Here is an 18,854-nt window from a genome sequence, read left to right on the forward strand (position 1 = left end):
CGTTACTCCGAATTGATGCTCCCATGAAATACGCCCCGTTTCCTCTCGTCTCGATCTCCGGCAGCCCCTTTGAACGTGGCGTGCAATACGGCCGCGCCGTGCCCGAACGCATCGCTCACAGCGCCCGGCACTATCGCGGCGAACTCGACAAGATCGGCACTCCCCCCGCCACCCAGGCCGCCCTGATCAAGGAGTTCGCCGACCAGATCCAGAAGTTCGACCCCGCGCACACCGAGGAGATGCGCGGCATCGCGGAAGGCGCCGGCTGCGCCTTCGACGACGTGGCGCTGATCAACGCCCGCACCGAGGTCATCGCCAAGGCACGGCTGCAGGCCAAGATGGGCAACCTGGATCCCGCCGAAGGCGAATGCACCGCCGCCCTGGTCATGCCCGGGCGCAGCGCCACGGGCAATCTGATCCATGCCCACAACTGGGATTGGGAGCCAGACGCCTGCGACAGCACCATCGTGCTGCGCGCCACCCTGGAAACCGGCATCACCTTCCTGACGCTGGTGGAGGCTGGCGGCCTGGCGCGGCACGGCTTCAACTCGGCCGGCATCGGCCTGACCGGCAACTATCTCAGCAGCGACCGCGACTACACCCAGTCCGGCGTGCCGCTGAGCAGCGTGCGGCGGGCGGTCCTTAGCCAGCAGCACGTCGCCATCGCCATGCAACTGATCGCCGCCACGCCCAAGGCCTGCTCCAGCAACATGATCGTCAGCCAGGCCGGCTGGGTGATCGACTTCGAATGCGCGCCCGACGAGAGCTTTACGCTGCTGCCGCAGGACGGCCTCTTGACCCACTCCAACCACTTCATGAGCGAAGTGGCGCTGGGCAAGCTGCGTGAAGCTGGCCTGAAGAATGCCGTGGACACCTACTACCGGGCCTGGCGCGTGCGCCAGTTGCTGGACGCCTGCGGCCCCCGGATCACGGTGGCTGACGTGCGGCGCGCCCTGGCCGACGACTGGGCCACGCCCTATTCCGTTTGCCGTCCGCCGCGCGGCACCTTGACGGGCGGGCGCTCGGCCACGGTGGCGACCCTGGTGATGGACACTGCCGGCCACACCATGGATATCGCCGCCATGCCCTCTTTCGGGCAGTTCTTCACCCGCTATGGTCTGACGGGCGAGGCCTATTCCATCGACTGATCGGGCAGGCAGGACCGAGCCCGCGCTTCGTCCTGCCAATACTCGCGGCAAAAATCCAGATACGCCCGCACAACGGACGAAGGATGCCGGTGCGAGGGATACAGCAAGTTCAGTTCCTGTTCCGGCAAGGGGTACCCATCGAGCACGCCCACGAGCCGCCCCGCGCGCAGGTCTTCGGCGGCAAGGAACAATGGCAATTCCGTCACGGCCTGGCCGGATAGCGCGCGATGGCGCAAGTGGGCGTAGTCGTTCGTGGACAGGATCGGGCGTGGATGGAACGCCGTTCCCCCCAGATGCCATACCGGCGGTTCGTAGCCTGCGCGCGCCCAGGCCGCGCAGGGCAGCCGGTGCAGGTCTTCCGGCACAGCGGGATAGCCCAGCCGTTCGAGCAAGGAGGGACTGGCGACCAGCCGGTGCCGGTACTGCAGGATTTTCCGCGCAACCATGGACTCATGTTCGATCGCGCCCACGCGCAAGGCCACATCGATGCCGTCGACAATCAAGTCGACGCGCCGCTCCGTCGTGTGGACAAAGAGCCGTATGCCCGGATAACGCTGCTGGAACGCAGCCAGCAGGTCCCACCAGATATCGAACGACGGCGGCAGCGACAGGCGCAGCAGTCCCTCCAGTTGGCGCTGCGCATTGAGCACCGCCTCTTTCGCGTCCATCAAGGCCTCGATGCCGCGGCTGGCGTGCTCGTATAGCCTGGCGCCGGCATCCGTCAACTTCGTTCCCCTGACTGAACGCTCGAACAGCTGCACGCTGAGCTGCTTCTCGAGTTCGCGGATGCGGCGGCTCAAGGTGGGCAACGGCACACCGGTGCGCGCTGCGGCAGCGGACAAGCTGCCTGCGTGCACCACGGCGACGAACATCTCGACCGCGTTGAGGTCCATTCATTCCTCTCAATTTCGATAGGAAGTTTATCGGTTTTGGCGATTCCGGCAAACCTGCGCTATCGGCATAGTGAGGGCGTGTTCCCTCTAATCCGATCACTGGAGATCGCCATGAAAACCGTAGAAACACTATTGAAATCAAGAGTTTCCACCAATAAATATGACTCTGACCGCACTTTATCAGACCTTGAAATCGATAAGCTCATCCAGCTGGCGACCCTGGCCCCCTCTGTCTTCAATGTCCAGAATTGGAAGTTTGTGGCGGTACGCAGCGCCGCCGGCAAAGCCAAGCTGCTGCCGCTAGCCTATGGTCAGGCAAAGGTCGCCGACGCCGCCGTCACGTTCATTGTTTGCGGAACGCTCGCGCCCCATGCCACGCTGCCCGCCGCGCTCCAGCCCTCGGTCGAGCGCGGCATTCTGGACGACGCGACCCACGCGGGCTGGGTCGCCGCCGCGAACAGCATGTACAGCGACAACCCGGCGCTACAGCGCGACGAAGCCATACGCTCGGCCTCGCTCGCCGCCATGACGTTGATGCTGGCGGCGCAGGATCGCGGCCTGGCTTCCGGGCCCATGATCGGGTTCGATCCGCAAGGCGTTGCCGCGGCTTTTGGCCTGCAAGCCGACGAAGTGCCGGTCATGCTCGTGACCGTCGGCTACGCCGCTCCCGGCAACTGGCCGCAGAAGCCTCGTAAAGCCACTGCCGACGTCCTGTCCTACGCCTGACCCGTCCACACACACACTTGATTCTGAACAAGGAAAAGCCATGAAAGCCTATGTCATTGAGCAAGCCGGTGGCCCGGAAACGCTTCAGATCCGCGACATCCCGCCAGTCGCGCCGCAAGCCGGTGAAGTGCGCATCCGCGTGCGCGCCTTCGGTCTGAACCGCGCCGAAACCTACTTGCGCGCCGGCAAGATGGGGCCGATAGACGCCCCGCGCGTACCCGGCATCGAGGCGGTCGGCGAAATCGTCGAAGACGCTTCCGGCACCTTCCGCATCGGACAGCGCGTGGCCACGGCCATGGGCGGCCTGCAGTTCACCCGGCATGGCAGCTATGCCGAAGAGGTCACCGTGGCGCTGGCCAACGTGATCGACCTGGACGGAACCACGCTGTCGTGGGAAGAGCTTGCCGCCCTGCCGCAGGCATACTTGACGGCCTGGGGCGCGCTGGACAAGAGTCTGGCGATCAAGTCCGGACAATCGCTGCTGGTGCGCGGCGCGACCTCGACCGTGGGTCTTGCGGCCGTGTCCTATGCGAAATCCGCCGGCTTGCGGGTGGTGGCGACGACCCGCTCCCCAGGCAACGAAGCGCGTCTGCTGCACGCCGGCGCGCACCAGGTCATCGTCGACACTGGCGCCGTGGCCGGGACCGCGCGGCGTAACTTCCCCGATGGCATCGATGCTGCGCTGGAGGTCGTCGGCGCGGCCACCTTGCGCGACACCGCCAGCGCTTTGCGGCCATTCGGCGCCGTCGCGGTCGTCGGACTGCTGGGCGGGCCTCCCTTGCTTGAACAATTCAACCTGATGGCGGATCTGCCCCCTGCCGTGCGGCTCAGCTTTTTTCCGAGCCAATTGTTCGGTACGCCCGCCTTGCCGCTGGACAAGGCGCCGTTGCGCTCGATTGCCGACGACATCGCCCGCAAACGCCTGCCGTCGCTACTGGAGCGCACCTTCGCATTCGACGAAGTGCGGCAGGCTCATGCACTGATCGAAGGCGGCCGCGCACCCGGCAAACTCGTCGTGCGCATGTAATGCCGCAAGCATGCCGATTCGCGCACGGCGCTCCGGCCTCCCCCCGGCGTGCTGCGTGACGATCCGCACAACGCCCGACCATGGCTGCAAGACAATCTGCCCGCGCGCAACTGCCGTGCACCATGGCCGGCAGGTCCCTGAGCGAGCGGCGGTCCTCAGGCCAGCAAGGCGTCCAGCTCGCGGAAAACTGGCGCCGTCAGCCGCTGCCCTTCTTTCGCCGCGTTGACCTGCAAGGCCACGCGCGCCACGTCCATGACACTTTCTGCTTGCGGATAGTCGCCCTTGGCCTGCAGCCAGGCCAGCACGTCCGCCAGGTGCCAGATCGAGGTGCTGCCCTCGTGGACCGGCAGCGGAAAGCTGTCTGGATAAGCCAGCATGAGCTTGCGCATGTTCTGACGCGAGACGCCCACGATTTCGGCCACGTCGGTCAAACCCACCAGATCGGGCGCGGCCTCGATCAGCTTCGCGGATGGTTCCGCGCGCCTGACGTCCGCAAGCGCCGAGCGCACCGCGGCTTCCGCGCTTTTGGCTTCTCGGGTGAACTCGAGCGCCAGGCGTCCCGGCAGCCCGGTGCCGACCAGGGCATCATCGCAACCGGCCGCGCCCAGGCGTTCGACCAGCGCATCCATATCGTGATCGGCGTCGGCAAGCTGGTACTTCAAGGTAAAGGTGTATTCCATCGCGCTACTCCCAGATGCCGCCGCCTGCCTCGGGCAGGTCACGGCGCGCAGTACAGTTGTTCACGACGCGCCGCAAGGCGCGCGCATGATTGCCAGGATTCCTTGGCGTGCTCCAGACGCTGGTGATGCAGAATTCGCCGCAGCGGCATTCCGCAACATTGCTGGGGCAATAGATCCGGCCCCAGGCGTGGCTGCCGCCAACTTCCACGCGCCAACCGTTTCCTTCGGCGTGGCGGAGTGCTGCCTCTACCTCTTTCTTGGGATGGGACGGACGAGCCATCATTGGTATCTAGTATGAAGACGTTCAATTCGGTTGTCAATAGACAACCATAAACAGCTTCAGGGATGCCAGTGGCGCGAATAGCGTCCTTTGCGGCCACGACCGCTGGCCCTGAAAGCCGACGTTGCAGCTTATCGAGGGCACTCGCGGTAACCAAGGCGGAATCCGTCTGAAAAACGGACGAAAGGACTGGAATGGCTTGCGGGTTCTACCGCTGCGGCCCCTCGCGAGGCCGCGCGTTCACCAGAGAATGATCTGCGAACAGCGGAATAGCGACAGCTTGCGGCCGCTTGCGTCGACCACGGTCGCGGACCAGATCTGGGTCGTGCGCCCCATGTGTTCCGCCACCGCTTCAACGGTCAGCACGCCTTCCTTGGCGGTGCCCAGGAAGTTCGATTTCAGCTCCAGCGTGGTGAAGCCCTTTGCGCCTTCCGGCAGATGCGCCAGGGTGGCATAGCCGGCGCAAGTGTCGGCCAACATCACCTGGCTGGCGGCATGCAGGTATCCGTTGGGCGCCATCATCCACGGCGCCACGGTCATTTCCATGGACATGCGCCCCTCTTCGATCGACAAGGGCCGTACGCCGAAGGTGTCGGGCAGCGTGCCTTGCTGGCGTTGGAAGAGGCGATCTATGGTTTCACTGGAGCGCAGCATGGCATGTTCCTATGCAGAGGGTTGTCGCGAAGAAGGAAAATACTATCCCAGGCGCCGGCGCGCCATCAGCGCCGCCAACGCCAGCATCGAGGCCACGGCCAGCACCAGGCCCAGGGTCGTCGCCGGACTGCCGCCCGCCAGGCTGGCCAGTGCCGTCATGCCGCCCGCGCAAGCCATCTGCAGGCCGCCCAGCAACGAGGACGCCAATCCTGCCTGGCGGCTGAACGGTCCCAGCGCCATGGCGGTACCCAGCGGATTGACCAGCCCCATGCCGAACAGGTACAGCGCCACGGCGGCCGTGAACTGCGGCAGGCCGCTATCCTCGCCGCCCGCCAGCAAGGTCAGCGCGCCGGCCAGCGCCACCGCGCAGCCGGCCCGGGCCACACCGGCCGCGCCAAAACGGTGGGCCAGGCGCGGCGCCAGCATGCCGGCGGCGAACACCACGAACACCGTGCAGGCGAAGAACAACCCCAGCTGCAGCGCGCTCAGGCCGATGCGCCCCATGAGCATGGCTGGCGTGGCCGCGAAAATGGCGTACAGGCCGCCGATGACCACGCTCACAGCCAACGCCGGACGAATGAACCGCCGGTCCCGCGCCAGGTCCGCATAGCCGCGCAGCACGGCGGCCGGCGTCGCCGCCGCCCGCCGGTCGGCCGGGTGCGTTTCCCCCACCGCCGCCACATAGGCCAGCGCCAGGACCAACCCCAGGGCCGCGACCAGCGCGAAGCTGGCGCGCCAGCCCGGCCCATACTCCATCGCGCTGCCCAAGAGCGGCGAGAAGCCCGGCGCTGCGGCCATGGCCACCATCGTCAGCGCCAGGGTGCGCGACAGCGCTTCGCCTTCGAACAGGTCCCGCGCAATCGCCCGCGACAGCACCGCGGCCGCGCATACGCCCAGGGCTTGTATCACCCTGCCCGCCACCAGCAGCGGCAGGGTCGGCGCCCAGGCGCAGACCAGGCAGCCGACGATGAACAAGGCCAATCCGCCCAGCACCGGCGCACGCCGCCCCCAGCGGTCCGATACCGGCCCGGCGAGCAACTGCCCGATGGCGAAGGCCAGGAAAAAGCTCGACAGCACCAGGCCCATGTCGCGCGTGTCCACGCCGAGTTCTGACGCCATGCGCGGAAAGGCCGGCAGGATGATGTTGGTGGACAGCGGCCCCAGGGCGGCCAGCCCGGCGAGCACGGCCAACAGGCGGCCGGTCAGCCTGACGGGAGCGGCGGCGTCGCGGCCCAGGGAAAGGGAGGTCGGGTTGTTCATGGTTCGATGAGGTCAGGTTGTCGATCGAGATTCAGGGCCGTTCCAGCACCGTGGCAATGCCCTGCCCGCCGCCTATGCATTGCGTGGCCAGCGCATAGCGCCCCTGGCTGCGAGCCAGCAGCGCCGCGGCCTTGCCGGTGATGCGCGCGCCCGTGGCGCCCAGGGGATGGCCAATGGCCAGGCCGCCGCCGTCGATGTTCACACTGGCCATGTCCAGGCCCAACTCGCGGATGCAGGCCAGCGCTTGCGACGAGAAGGCTTCGTTGATCTCCACCACGTCCAGGTCGGCCACCGCAAGTCCCGCGCGCGCCAGCGCCTTGCGCGTGGCAGGTATCGGGCCTATGCCCATGACAGCCGGATCCACGCCCACGGTCGCGAAGCTGCGGATGCGAGCCAGCGCCTCCAGGCCATGGCGCGCCGCAAAGTCGTCGCTGACGACCAGCACCGCCGCCGCGCCGTCGGTCAGCGGCGACGAGGTGCCCGCCGTGACCGCGCCATCGGCGCGGAACGCCGGCTTGAGTCCCGCCAAAGCCTCCAGCGAAGTACCCGGGCGGATGCAACCGTCGGCATCGACCAGCTCGCCGTCCGGCAAGCGGATGGGCACGATCTCGGCGGCCAACAGTCCCTGCTCGCGCGCCCCGGCGGCCTTGCGGTGGGATTGCAGCGCCAGCAGTTCTTGGTCGGTGCGGCTGACATTCCAACGCTGCGCCACGTTCTCCGCCGTCTCGCCCATGGAGAGGTAGGCGTCGGTCGTCGCCTGCAGCTCGGGATTGGGCGAAAAATTGAAGCCGCCCTGCGGCACCATCGTCATCGACTCCACGCCCACGCAGAGAAAAGCCTCGCCCATGCCCGCCTCGATCTGCGCCGCCGCGATGTGCACCGCCTGCATCGACGAACCGCAGAAGCGGTTCACGGTCATGCCGCCCACCTCCTGCGGCAGGCCGGCAAGCAGGCCGACGATGCGCGCCAGGTTGTTGCCTTGGGCGGCCTCCGGATAGGCGCAACCGAGGATCACGTCCTCCAGCAGCGCGGGATCCAGATCCGTGCGCCGCAGCAGGCCCTGCACCACCTGCGCGGCTAATGTGTCGGGCCGCACATCGGCCAACCGGCCCTTGCGGGCAAAGTGGAAAGGCGAGCGCGCATAGGCGGCAATCACTGCTTTCATGGTTTCAGCCCCAAGGAATGGTCAGACCGCGGCCGCGTAGCGCTGCGCAACGGTATTGCTGGACAGGTGTCCCGCCATGGTCAGGCGCGCGGCTTCGAAGGCATCCCATTCCTCGCTAGCATGCAGCGAGGGGATCGTGACCTTCTCGCCGCGCGCGAAGCCCAGCAAGGCGGCATCGACCAGATCTTCGGCACGCATCACGATGCGCTGGTCCAGCGTTTCCACCGGCAGGCCGCCGATGGCCCAGAAGTCCGTGGCCGTGGCGCCGGGCAGCACCGCCTGAACCTGCACGCCGGTCCCGGCCAGCTCGTGCTGCAGCGACTGGCTGAACGCCAGCACGAAAGCCTTGCTGCCGCCGTAGACGCCGTTCAAGACCTCGGGCGCGAGAGCCACGATGGAAGCGATATTGATGATGGCGCCCCGGCCGCGCGCCACGAAGCCCGGGACGGCCGCATAAGTCAGCCGCATCGGCGCGGTGACGTTCAGTTCCACCATGCGCGTCATCTGCTCCACGTCGCTTTGCAGCAGCGGCGTATGCGTGCCGATGCCCGCGTTGTTCACCAGCAAGGTGATGCTGGCATCCTGGCGTAGCTGTGCTTCCACCCGCGCCAGCGAAGCGCGGTCGCCCAGGTCCGCCGGCAGCACCTCTACCGCGCGGCCGGTGCGCGTACTGATGTCGCTGGCCAGAGCGTTCAGTCGCTCGCGATTGCGCGCGACCAGAATCAAGTCGTAGCCCTGCTGCGCGAGTTTGTGCGCGTATAGCGCGCCGATGCCGCTGGATGCGCCCGTGACGAGAGCGGTGCCGAGTTGGGTTTGTGCCATGGTGAGACTCCTGGGGAGGTCATTGCGATGGGATCCATGTTGGGGCTTGCCGGGAATGGCGTAAATGACGTATATAGCCATTAATAAGGACATACGCAGGACATAAACCTGCAAGGACGCCCCCATGCACCGCATCGGTTACATACTCCCCGAAGGCTTCCAGATCATTGGCCTGGGCACGCAGGCCGTGTTCGAACTCGCCAATGTGATGGCGCGCGAACCCCTTTATGCCCTGGACAGCTATGCCCTGGAGGGCGCTGTGCGCGCTTCGGCGGGCCTGACGGTGCAGGCCCGTCCGCTCACCGCCCGCAGCCAGGCCGACACCTGGCTGGTGACCGGCGTGCTGTCTCCCCTTTCCAGGCCCGTGGCGCCCGAACTCCCCCGGCTGCTCGAAAAACTCGCGCCCCGCTCGCGCCGCGTCGCCGGCCTGTGCACCGGCGCATTCCTGCTGGCCGACGCCGGTCTGCTGGATGGACGGCGCGCCACCACGCACTGGCATTGGGCCGACGCCTTGCAGCAGCGCCACCCGCGCGTGCAGGTCGAGGCCGACCGCATCTATATCGCCGACGGGCCAGCTTGGACCTCCGCCGGCATGACGGCGGAAATGGACCTGGCGCTGGCGCTGGTGGAAAAGGACCTGGGCGCCGATGTCGCACGCTCGGTGGCGCACCGCCTGGTCATGCACCAGCGCCGCTCGGGCGGCCAATCGCAGCACTCGGAAATGCTCAGGCTTGCGCCCAAATCCGACCGCATCCAGCAGGCGCTGGAGCATGCCCGCCGCAACCTCGCCCAACCCCTGAGCGTGGAGGATCTGGCCCAGGCCGCCAGCCTGAGCCCGCGCCAGTTCAGCCGCGTGTTCACGGCCGAAACCGGCCAGTCGCCCGCCAAGGCCATCGAGGGACTGCGGCTGGAGGCCGCGCGCCTCATGATAGAAAGCAGCCGCCACCCGCTGGAGGTGGTGGCCAGGGAGACCGGTTTCCGCGACCGGCGCCACCTGCGCGAGGCTTTCCTGCGCGGCTTCGGCATGCCGCCCCAGGCCCTGCGGCGCGACGCGCGTACCAGCCCGCCCGCCTCCTGAGCCGGCGCCAAGCAGCCGGCCGCCGCCTGCCTGCGGTCCAGTACAATCCGCGTTTGGCGACGTTGTGCTCGCCCGTTTTGTCTGGATCCCTGCATGTTGCGACTGTCTGAAATCAAGCTGCCGTTGAATCACACGCCCGAGGAATTGCCTGCCGCGATTCTCAAGAAACTAGGCGTTCCGGCCAGCGACCTGCGCGCCCACACCGTGGCCTCCCGCAGCTACGACGCGCGCAAGAAGCACAACATCCTGCTGATCTACACGCTGGATATCGACGTTGCAAACGAGGCAGCGCTGCTCCAGCGTTTTCACGACGACCGCAACGTCAAGCCCACGCCCGATACCGAATACAAGTTCGTCGCCCAGGCGCCCGCCAGCCTGGACAAGCGCCCCATCGTCATCGGCACCGGACCCTGTGGCCTGTTCGCGGGACTGGTCCTGGCGCAGATGGGTTTCAAGCCCATCATCCTGGAACGCGGCAAGGCCGTGCGCGAACGCACCAAGGACACCTGGGGCCTGTGGCGCAAGCGGGTACTGAACCCGGAGTCGAACGTGCAGTTCGGCGAAGGCGGCGCCGGCACTTTCTCCGACGGCAAGCTGTACAGCCAGATCAAGGATCCCAAGCATTACGGCGAAAAAGTACTCAAGGAATTCGTGCTGGCCGGCGCGCCGGAAGAAATCCTCTACGTGAGCAAGCCGCACATCGGCACGTTCCGCCTGGTCGGCATGGTCGAAGTCATGCGCGACACCATCACCAAGCTGGGCGGCGAGGTCCGCTTCTCCAGCAAGGTCGAAACCGTGCAGCGGGAAAACGGCCGGATCACCGGCGTAACCCTGGCCGGCGGCGAACATATCGAGGCCGACCACGTCGTGCTGGCCATCGGCCACAGCGCGCGCGACACCTTCCAGATGCTGCATGATCAGGGCGTGTTCATGGAAGCCAAGCCGTTCTCCATCGGCTTCCGCATCGAGCATCCGCAATCGCTGATCGACCGCGCCCGCTTCGGGCCCAACGCCGGCCATCCGATCCTGGGCGCGGCGGATTACAAACTGGTGCATCACGCCAACAACGGACGCTCGGTGTACAGCTTCTGTATGTGCCCGGGCGGCACCGTGGTGGCCGCCACCTCCGAACCCAACCGCGTGGTCACCAACGGCATGAGCCAGTACTCGCGCAACGAACGCAACGCCAACGCGGGCATCGTGGTCGGCATCTCGCCCGAAGTCGATTATCCCGAGCATGTGCTGGCGGGCGTGGACTTCCAGCGCCAGTGGGAATCCCAGGCGTTCGAGCTGGGCGGCCGCGACTACAGCGCGCCGGGCCAATTGGTCGGCGATTTCATTGCCGGCAAGGCCTCGACCGAATTCGGTTCCGTGCAGCCGTCTTACACGCCGGGCGTGCATCTCACCGACCTGGCGACCGCCCTGCCCGAATACGCCATCACCGCCATCCGCGAGGCGCTGCCGGTGTTCGACAAGACCATCAAGGGTTTCGGCATGCACGACGCCGTGCTCACGGGCGTCGAAACCCGCACGTCATCGCCTATCCGCATCAAGCGCGACAACGAAACCCTGCAGAGCATCAACACCGAGGGTCTGTTCCCGGCAGGTGAAGGCGCGGGCTATGCCGGCGGCATCCTGTCGGCGGGCGTGGACGGCATCAAGATCGCCGAGGCGGTGGCCATGAGCATCATGAGCCGGCAAGGGTAATCAGACGCGCTTGCGGCGCCCGGGTTCCTGCATGGCAGAGCCTTGCAGCCCGGGCCGGCATTCCTAGCCCCTGCCTTGCGGTTTGGCGCCCGGCGTCGGCGCCCTGCCCGCCCGCATCTCGGTGGTCGTCACTCCCCCGAAGCCCCAGTTGTCCGTATCGATTTCCTCGATCACGACATGCGTCCACTCCGGCGGCTTGTGCAGCACGCGTTCTAGCGTCTCGGTGACTTCCCGGATGACCTGCGCCTTTTGCTCGGCGGTAACGCCATCGCGGGTAATGCGGATACTGACGAACGGCATGACTTTCTCCTGGTTGAAGTGCCTGTGCCCGTCGCCACGCCGGAGGTCGTTCTCAATCCAGCTTGGGATCAGGAAACGGCAGCTTATCCTGGGAAACGCTGGGCTGCGCTTTCCACTTGCCGTCCTGCTTGTAGAAATCCATCTGGTTCTCGCTGATCGCGGCCCCCAAGGTCACCGCGACCGTGCAGGCGACCTGGCCCGGATACGTGGCATCGACCGCCGGAATGCAGGTACCCAGCTTGACCTTGGACGGCCGGGGCATGCCCGTGTCCGCCAGCATGTCGACGATCGCATCCGTCGCTTCGGGAATGGAAGGCAGGACCAGGTCCTGGGCCCGGACCATGCCGCCCGCCCCCAGCAATGCAACCATCGACGCCACGGAAATCAAGGGCTTGAACATGCGCCAGCTCCATCAGAATTGAGACCGGCGCAGCTTAAAGGAAGCGGCCTCGCACCACCGTAACAGAGCGATACGCAACTATTCCTAAGGCAGCATCTGAGGGTTGTAGACCACTTCCCACAAATGTCCGTCCGGATCCATGAAGTAGCCCGCGTAGCCTCCTTGAATAGCCTGTGCGAAGCAATCCACGCCCGCCGGCCGCGGCGCGGGGCGGGAAGCAAAGCCTCAGTAGTCCCTCGCCTCGTCGAACCAGCGCTGCGTCTGCGCATCGCTTACGCCCAGCCGTTCGACCTGGGCAAGCTGGCTGAACTGCCACACCGCCTCGCCTATGTCTTCGCGCTCCGCGGTCTCGATGCCCTTCATGCCGTTGAAGTGGCGGGCAAAGGCGGAGATTGCGGCTTGCACCTCGGCGGCATTGCTTGCGCTTTCCAGCGCCGACCGGGCCGTGTCGTAGGCCGAATTCGCCGACTTCGCCATGCGGCTGTTCCAGCCCGAGAATGGCCGGCCGTACTCGCTTTGCCACCACTCCCGCTTGCGCAGTTGGGAGACGGAGTTGTAACCGCCCCATGCGCGGACCTTCTCCCGCGCCTTCATCTGCGCCTTCAAGCGCTTGCCCGCGGCTTCGTCAACGTTGTAGGCGATGAACCTATCCAGCGCGGGCCAACTGGCCAGTTCCGGCAAGCCGTCCAGATCGGGCGTGAACCGGATCTCCAGACTCGTCAGGCGCGGCAGGCGGGCAAGCGCCTCCCAGCCGCTGAAGCCGCCCCAGAGCGACAGACTCTCCAACGCCGGAAAGCGATCGATTTCCTGCAGCGAAATGGGCTGCCCCAGCGGCGCGCCGTGCAGCGCCAGCGCGCGCACTTCCTGCAGCGGGCCGAGGTCGGGCAAGGCGTAAGGCGTCGCGCCAGTCCGGCGCCCCAGCGCCGGCCGCAGCAACAACATGTCGGGCAGTTCGCCCGCCACGGCAACGCGCGTCAGGTCGCCAAACAGTTCCAGGTCACGGACCTGAGGCAACCTGGCTTCAAGATGCCCCGCCACCTGATCCAGCCGGATGCGCAGCGTCTCGATTCTTGCCGCGCCTGCGTCGATGGCGCGCCTGCCTGAGTATGCCGGCGCCCAGCTGAACTGCTCGATTTCACGATCCTGCGACCAACCGAAGAAACCGCTGTCGTTGCCGTAATAATCGATATGCCGCGGCCACGGCGAGCCGGCAGGCGTGGAGAACGGTTCAAATGCAGCCCAGTTGATGGCCTCGTCGCCAGCCACGTGCAGATCAGCCTTCTTGCCCATGCTGGCCGGGCCGATGATCAGATTGCCGCGCCCTGCTTCGCGTGCGAAGACATGGCTGCCCGCCGCGGTCAGGCTCACAAGATAATGCCCTGCCTCGCTCACCGAGCCTGCGGGCTCGCCGGACACGTCTATGGGTACGGACACACTACTCTCCTTTTGCTTGGCGGAATCCACTGATGACAATCCCGCCGATTCATTGACGCCTACGCAGGCTCGCCGTCCACACGGAAGAACAGTGCAGTCTGCCCCTTCAGGCCGCCATCCAGGAATTCGAACTCGACGCGCCTGCCCGGTTCGACCACGTCGCCCAGGTATTCGACCCGATACATCACGCCGCCGATACGGTAGTTGTGGACCAACGAGACGATCGATGAATTGGGGCTGCGCAACCGATAGACCACGGCCTCTTCGACCACTCCCCGCACACCATGTTTGTATAGCCCCCGCTGCAGTTTGCGACTGCGCATGCCGAACAGCATCCCCAGGATCGCAAAGATCGCCGCGACGAACAGCAGTGGGGGCAAAAACAGCCCTCCCACCAGCGGCACAAGGGCAAAGATCAGCATGAACTTGCGCGCGTCCAACTCTTCCCTGCGCACGACCGCACGGTCGGCATCGCTGATTTCCTCGACAGCGACCAGGGACTCCGCGCTCATGGGGTACTCCGCCCGCAACAGCACGGCGGGCGCGTCTGGCTGCAGGGTCAGCAGGTGCAGGCGCACGGGCAGATCCGTCAAGCCCACGGCCGTCGCCGGCCCGTGCCCGCTACGGGTGTCGCTGGCGATCTCGTTCCAGAACGGCAAGGCTGCCTCCACGCGCTGCTCGCCGAATCCGTAGCACACGCCCGGCGTCGAGCCACCCGGACCGAATGAGGTCAGCCGGCCTGAAACGATCTGCTTGGCCAGCCGTCCCTTGAGCGCCCGGTCGAGGCTGCGCCAGCCCTGCGGCATGCGCAGCAGCTTGCGCCCGAAAAATGCCGCCAGCGCTCCCATCACGGTGATGGCCGCCAGCAGTATCGCGCCCACGCCGAAGTCCAGCGTGCGCCACTCGGACAGGCCAAGCGCGACAAAGGTCAACACGGCAAGCGCCAGCAGCAGCACCACGAAGACGCCGAACCCGGCCATCAGCAGTCTCCCGCGGCTGCATTTGCGCAGCAGCAGGATGTCGTCGTCAGTAAGCGGGGCGTCCTCGACTTGCAGGGTCTGGTTCATGCGCTGATCGCTGCCTCCCTTGCTCAATAGGTTCCGATGGGAACCTCGATCTTCAGCGGCGCGCCGCCATGGGCTGGGCGCAGGCTATACGTGTAAACGCCGCCATCATCGTCGGCGAGCGCCGTATCCTTGCGCTCCACGGCATAGCGCTGGCCATCGATCTCCAGCGTGCGTGCTGCGGCCGCATCGGCATGGTCGGGCACCAGCAGCCCGCCGACCCCGTCTCCGACATCGGCGAACTCGTAGTCGCGCAACTCGCCGTCGACCCGCAGCAACTGCACGCGCGGCCGGTAAGGCGCCGCGTCCAGGTTCCAGCCATTGGTCAGATCGGTGATCCAGGGGCCCGGAATGTCGTAGACGCTACCCAGCTGCTCTTCGGAAACTTCGGGCCCTGCTACGACCAGGCAGCACACCACCTTCCCCGCGCGGGAGTCGTAGACCGCCCAGTTGCTGCCGATGGCCGCCACGCTGGGCAGCATCGAGAAATGGAATTGGCGGTTGAACTGGCTATCCGACACCTGGCGCCAGCCACCGATATTGGCGGGTTGCGCCGGCGATTGCGCCTGGCTGGCCATCGTCATCAGGACGGCTGCGGCCAGGGCGCCTGCTCGGAACAGTAAACGGATCATCTCGGTGCCTGTCTTGGGCTCATGGGGATCATGGGACTCGGGCCTAGCGCCGGCATAGTACCAGCGCCAGCTTCGCGGCCGTGGCCTGCGGGAACGAACAGTTCGCCGCTACAGCCATCGGTCTGCCGGCTGCGCGAAATCTTGGCTACTATCGACGCATGGCCCTACTGATCCCTCCTCCCATCGTCCCCCAGATCGCGCAAGCCAAAAGCCTCATCGAACGGCATCTCGGCACTGGCCTTGTCGCCATCCACCTGTTCGGCTCCGCCGTGGACGGCGGGCTGCAACCCCACAGCGATATTGACCTGCTCGTCAGCGTGGCCCAGCCGCCCGGCGAGGCCGCACTCCGCGCTTTGGCCATGGCCTTGCTGGCCGTATCCGCTCCACCGGGTTCATCGCCCAGCTTGCGCGCACTGGAAGTCACCGTACTGGCGCGTGAACAGATCGTGCCCTGGCGCCACCCGGCCCGGCGCGAACTCCAGTTCGGCGAGTGGCTGCGCGCCGACCTGGAGGCGGGCGTGGTCGAACCGCCCATGATGGACCACGACCTGGCCATCCTGCTCACCAAGGCCCGCGGCCACAGCATCCCCATCATGGGCCCGCAGGCCGACCAGATTTTCGAGGCCGTGCCCCGGGAGGATCTGAGGCGGGCGCTGCTCGACACCGTTGCGCAGTGGAACGCGCCCGAAGACTGGGCCGGCGATGAAAAGCACATCATCCTCGCGCTGGCACGCATCTGGTACACGGCCTTATCCGGCGGCATCGCCTCCAAGGAACTGGCGGCGACGTGGCTGCTGGAACGGCTGGAACCGCCCTATCGCCCCGTCCTCGGCAAGGCACGGGCGATCTATCTGGGGCAAGAGGAAGACGATCTGGCGCAGCGGCATCAGGCCGAAACAGCGGCGTTCATCGTCCACGCGCGCGGCGCGATTGAACGGACTTGTGCCGCTTCACGATAGTTGAAGATCGAAAGGGTCCGCATGCTCCCGCGGCTCACGCACGCGCCGGCTTTCTATTGGCTCTTCTGCAGCAAACCAGGCAAGGCCCAGGTGCGTTGACAGCCGCAACCAGGCGCTAAAGCGGGATCGGCTAGCGCATCCCCTCAGTGTTGCTGGAACCGCGCAATGTCGACGTCCACGGGCGGCCTTAAGACGACGCGGCGTGCGCTGGCCTCGACACGTCGACACGTTGAACGGCGGCCATTCTGATTCGTCTATTCAGGAAGAGCGCTTTGCACGCCGGGCCTGCCCCGGCTTTCTCCTTCACTGGACGCAGCCTCCATTGCCCGGAGCACGCCGAATGCGCGCGCCGTCGTAATCGACGGCGGCCGCTCAGGCAGCTTGAGGCTCCCCCAAAGGCCAGCCTGGAACCAGGCGCGCCCGACACACTGAAAACATCATGAAAGACCAAAAAAACACATCACGTACAGTCTTTACACTACGCCCGCAACACGCATTGACGCTATTGGGTCTGGTCGCCGCCGCGCCGGTGCTTGCACAACAGACTGCAGGGGAAACCATCAGCACATTGCCCAGCGTCACCATCAGCGGCACGGCCGATACCGGCACTGGTCCAGTGCAGGGCTACGTGGCGGAAGACACCACATCGGGCAGCAAGACCGACACGCCGTTGCGCGAGATTCCGCAATCCGTCTCGGTGGTAGGCGCGGAGGAAATGCGCGATCGCGGCGTGCAAAGCGTGTCGCAGGCGATTCAGTATGTGCCGGGCGTGCAGGTCACCAACTTCGGTGGCGCCGAAGTGCGCAACGACTGGATCGTGCTGCGCGGCTTCGACGCCAAGATCACCGGAGACTACCGCGATGGCCTGAACCAACTGCCGTATGACCAGATCCGGGCGCGCACCGACCCTTACGCGCTCGAGCGCGTCGAGGTGATCCGTGGCCCCTCCTCGGTGCTGTACGGGCAGGTGGCGCCCGGCGGCCTGGTCAATCGCATCACCAAGCGCCCGACGCTGGATCCTTTCGGCGAGATCGTGCTGCAAGCCGGCAATTTCGACCGGCGCCAGGCCGCGTTCGATATCGGCGGCCCGATAGATGAAGACCGCAAATACCTGTACCGCCTGACCGGCGTCCTGCGCGATGCCGGCACCCAGGTGGAATATGACGGCGACCACCGCTACCCGGATGACCTCGGATACATTGCGCCGGCCTTCACCTGGCGCCCGAATTCAGATACCTCGTTCACGCTGCTGACCCACTACCAGCACGACGAGACCGATGGCGAATCGCGCCCGGTCTTCCCGACCCACGTCCCCGTTGGCGACTATGGTTTCAACCGGTACGACCGCAAGCAATACGCGATCGGCTACGTGTTCGAGCACCGCTTCAACGACAGCATCATGCTGCGCCAGAACGCCCGCTACCAGCACGGCAAGCTTGACCAGCGCGACCTCTACAGCCTGGGGCTGCGGCCCGACGGCCACACATTGCGCCGCTACGCGCTGGTATCCAAGGAAAGCGCCGACGGTGTGGTCGTGGACACGCAAGGAGAGTTCCGCTTCAATGCCGGCCGCGCCGCCCATACGCTGCTCGCCGGCTTCGACTATCGATTCCAGGATGGCCAGCAATGGTATCGGCAGGGCCTCGCCCCCGACCTGGACCTGGACAATCCGGTCTACGACCAGAATATTCCGTATCCGGGCGCCGCCAATGCCATCATCGACCAGAAGGACGTCAACCGGCAGTATGGCCTGTACCTGCAGGACCAGATCAAGATCGATCGCGTGGTGGTGACGGCCGGTCTGCGCCACGATTGGGCCAGGTCCGACAGCCGCAACCGCATGACCAGCACGACAACCCGCCAGAACGATACCGCTCTGACAGGTCGCCTGGGGCTGGCCTACCTGTTCGATTCCGGCCTCACGCCTTATGTCAGCTATTCGACCTCTTTCAACCCGCAATCGGGCGTGTCGATGGACTCAACCCCGTTCAAGCCGACCAAGGGCGAGCAATACGAGTTCGGCATCAAGTACCAACCTCCGGGTTCCAGGAGCATGGTGGCCGCGTCGTTCTTCGACCTGACGCAACGCAATGCGCTCACCCCCGACCCCCGCAATACCAACTTCAGCGTCCAAACCGGCGAGATCCGCTCGCGCGGAATCGAACTCGAAGGCAAAGCCAACCTGACCCGCAACCTGGACGTGCTGGCCTCGTATACCCTCAACGACGTCACCGTGACCCAGAGCAACAACCCGCTCGAGAAGGACAACACGCCCATCGTGACGCCGCGGCACATGGCCTCGGCCTGGGTCAACTACACCTTGTCCGACACCGCGCTGCGCGGATTGGGCATGGGCGTCGGCGTGCGCTATATCGGCAAGACCTATGTCAACGTCGCCAACACCATGGAGAACGGCTCATCGTTCATGGTCGACGCCGGCCTGCATTACCAGCTCGACAAATGGCGTTTCGCACTCGACGCCACCAACCTCTTCAACCGCGAGACCATCGTGTGCCGCAACAACCAGACCAACTGCCGGTACGGCCTGGAGCGGACCTTCATCGCCAGCGTGGCGTACCGCTGGTAGACGGCCAGGTGGATCCTGGTCTGGCCGGGCTCATGGAA

At 65.8% G+C, this 18,854-nt stretch carries 19 protein-coding genes and 1 pseudogene; 7 read left to right on the forward strand and 13 right to left on the reverse strand.

Translation table 11 applies throughout. The features are described from left to right. The first annotated feature begins 23 nt into the window (after window positions 1–23). Window positions 24–1,148: a C45 family autoproteolytic acyltransferase/hydolase gene (locus tag AXYL_RS18375; protein WP_013394338.1), complete on the forward strand. Its 1,125-nt coding sequence runs from the start codon at window positions 24–26 to the stop codon at window positions 1,146–1,148. Here AXYL_RS18375 and AXYL_RS18380 read toward each other — a convergent pair. After that, window positions 1,133–2,041: a LysR family transcriptional regulator gene (locus AXYL_RS18380; protein WP_013394339.1), complete on the reverse strand. Its 909-nt coding sequence runs from the start codon at window positions 2,039–2,041 to the stop codon at window positions 1,133–1,135. The genes AXYL_RS18375 and AXYL_RS18380 overlap by 16 nt on opposite strands. Window positions 2,042–2,152: 111 nt before the next feature. Here AXYL_RS18380 and AXYL_RS18385 point away from each other — a divergent pair, with 111 nt between their 5' ends. Both AXYL_RS18385 and AXYL_RS18390 read left to right on the forward strand, forming a co-directional pair. Further along, window positions 2,153–2,767 carry a nitroreductase family protein gene (locus AXYL_RS18385; RefSeq protein WP_013394340.1) on the forward strand — a complete coding sequence of 205 codons (615 nt, stop codon included), beginning with the start codon at window positions 2,153–2,155 and terminating at the stop codon, window positions 2,765–2,767. A gap of 40 nt (window positions 2,768–2,807) precedes the next feature. After that, window positions 2,808–3,794 (forward strand): zinc-binding dehydrogenase, encoded by a 987-nt coding sequence (locus AXYL_RS18390; protein WP_013394341.1) that lies wholly within the window; start codon window positions 2,808–2,810, stop codon window positions 3,792–3,794. A 155-nt stretch (window positions 3,795–3,949) separates the two neighbouring features. Here the strand turns inward: AXYL_RS18390 and AXYL_RS18395 are convergent, their stop codons facing one another. The 6 genes from AXYL_RS18395 to AXYL_RS18420 form a co-directional block, all read right to left on the reverse strand. Further along, window positions 3,950–4,474: a helix-turn-helix transcriptional regulator gene (locus AXYL_RS18395; protein WP_013394342.1), complete on the reverse strand. Its 525-nt coding sequence runs from the start codon at window positions 4,472–4,474 to the stop codon at window positions 3,950–3,952. A gap of 4 nt (window positions 4,475–4,478) precedes the next feature. Then, complete coding sequence (locus AXYL_RS35320) at window positions 4,479–4,754, reverse strand: hypothetical protein (RefSeq protein ID WP_041655717.1); 276 nt, start codon at window positions 4,752–4,754, stop codon at window positions 4,479–4,481. Window positions 4,755–4,994: 240 nt separating this feature from the next. Beyond that, window positions 4,995–5,408 (reverse strand): PaaI family thioesterase, encoded by a 414-nt coding sequence (locus tag AXYL_RS18405; RefSeq protein ID WP_013394344.1) that lies wholly within the window; start codon window positions 5,406–5,408, stop codon window positions 4,995–4,997. A gap of 42 nt (window positions 5,409–5,450) precedes the next feature. Next, complete coding sequence (locus AXYL_RS18410; protein WP_013394345.1) at window positions 5,451–6,668, reverse strand: multidrug effflux MFS transporter; 1,218 nt, start codon at window positions 6,666–6,668, stop codon at window positions 5,451–5,453. 31 nt (window positions 6,669–6,699) lie between these two features. Beyond that, complete coding sequence (locus AXYL_RS18415; RefSeq protein ID WP_013394346.1) at window positions 6,700–7,833, reverse strand: thiolase family protein; 1,134 nt, start codon at window positions 7,831–7,833, stop codon at window positions 6,700–6,702. Window positions 7,834–7,854: 21 nt separating this feature from the next. Next, a complete protein-coding gene (locus AXYL_RS18420; RefSeq protein ID WP_013394347.1) occupies window positions 7,855–8,655 on the reverse strand; it encodes an SDR family NAD(P)-dependent oxidoreductase in 801 nt (266 codons plus the stop codon). Between the two features lie 124 nt (window positions 8,656–8,779). Here AXYL_RS18420 and AXYL_RS18425 point away from each other — a divergent pair, with 124 nt between their 5' ends. Together AXYL_RS18425 and AXYL_RS18430 are read left to right on the forward strand one after the other, a co-directional pair. Further along, on the forward strand, window positions 8,780–9,733 hold the full coding sequence (locus AXYL_RS18425; protein ID WP_013394348.1) for a GlxA family transcriptional regulator: 954 nt from the start codon (window positions 8,780–8,782) through the stop codon (window positions 9,731–9,733). Window positions 9,734–9,826: 93 nt separating this feature from the next. Next, complete coding sequence (locus AXYL_RS18430; protein WP_013394349.1) at window positions 9,827–11,440, forward strand: NAD(P)/FAD-dependent oxidoreductase; 1,614 nt, start codon at window positions 9,827–9,829, stop codon at window positions 11,438–11,440. Window positions 11,441–11,503: 63 nt separating this feature from the next. On the opposite strand, the gene AXYL_RS18435 is transcribed toward AXYL_RS18430, so the two are convergent. The 6 genes and pseudogenes from AXYL_RS18435 to AXYL_RS18455 form a co-directional block, all read right to left on the reverse strand. Then, window positions 11,504–11,740 (reverse strand): tautomerase family protein, encoded by a 237-nt coding sequence (locus AXYL_RS18435; RefSeq protein WP_013394350.1) that lies wholly within the window; start codon window positions 11,738–11,740, stop codon window positions 11,504–11,506. A 52-nt stretch (window positions 11,741–11,792) separates the two neighbouring features. After that, on the reverse strand, window positions 11,793–12,140 hold the full coding sequence (locus AXYL_RS18440; protein ID WP_013394351.1) for a hypothetical protein: 348 nt from the start codon (window positions 12,138–12,140) through the stop codon (window positions 11,793–11,795). Window positions 12,141–12,224: 84 nt separating this feature from the next. After that, a pseudogene (locus tag AXYL_RS35325) lies at window positions 12,225–12,305 on the reverse strand (VOC family protein); the annotation flags it as partial. Between the two features lie 60 nt (window positions 12,306–12,365). After that, entirely contained in the window at window positions 12,366–13,574 is a 1,209-nt protein-coding gene (locus tag AXYL_RS18445; protein WP_013394353.1) for a hypothetical protein, read from the reverse strand. A 59-nt stretch (window positions 13,575–13,633) separates the two neighbouring features. Beyond that, window positions 13,634–14,641 carry a hypothetical protein gene (locus AXYL_RS18450; protein WP_013394354.1) on the reverse strand — a complete coding sequence of 336 codons (1,008 nt, stop codon included), beginning with the start codon at window positions 14,639–14,641 and terminating at the stop codon, window positions 13,634–13,636. A 23-nt stretch (window positions 14,642–14,664) separates the two neighbouring features. Then, on the reverse strand, window positions 14,665–15,270 hold the full coding sequence (locus AXYL_RS18455) for a hypothetical protein (protein ID WP_013394355.1): 606 nt from the start codon (window positions 15,268–15,270) through the stop codon (window positions 14,665–14,667). A gap of 158 nt (window positions 15,271–15,428) precedes the next feature. Between AXYL_RS18455 and AXYL_RS18460 the strand changes: the two genes are divergently transcribed. Together AXYL_RS18460 and AXYL_RS18465 are read left to right on the forward strand one after the other, a co-directional pair. After that, window positions 15,429–16,229, forward strand: coding sequence for an aminoglycoside adenylyltransferase family protein (locus tag AXYL_RS18460; protein ID WP_013394356.1), 801 nt, complete (start codon window positions 15,429–15,431; stop codon window positions 16,227–16,229). 496 nt (window positions 16,230–16,725) lie between these two features. Beyond that, window positions 16,726–18,816, forward strand: coding sequence for a TonB-dependent siderophore receptor (locus tag AXYL_RS18465; protein ID WP_237709911.1), 2,091 nt, complete (start codon window positions 16,726–16,728; stop codon window positions 18,814–18,816). Window positions 18,817–18,854 lie beyond the last annotated feature (38 nt).

Origin of the sequence: Achromobacter xylosoxidans A8 (assembly GCF_000165835.1) — a bacterium.
GTDB lineage: Bacteria > Pseudomonadota > Gammaproteobacteria > Burkholderiales > Burkholderiaceae_B > Achromobacter > Achromobacter xylosoxidans_B.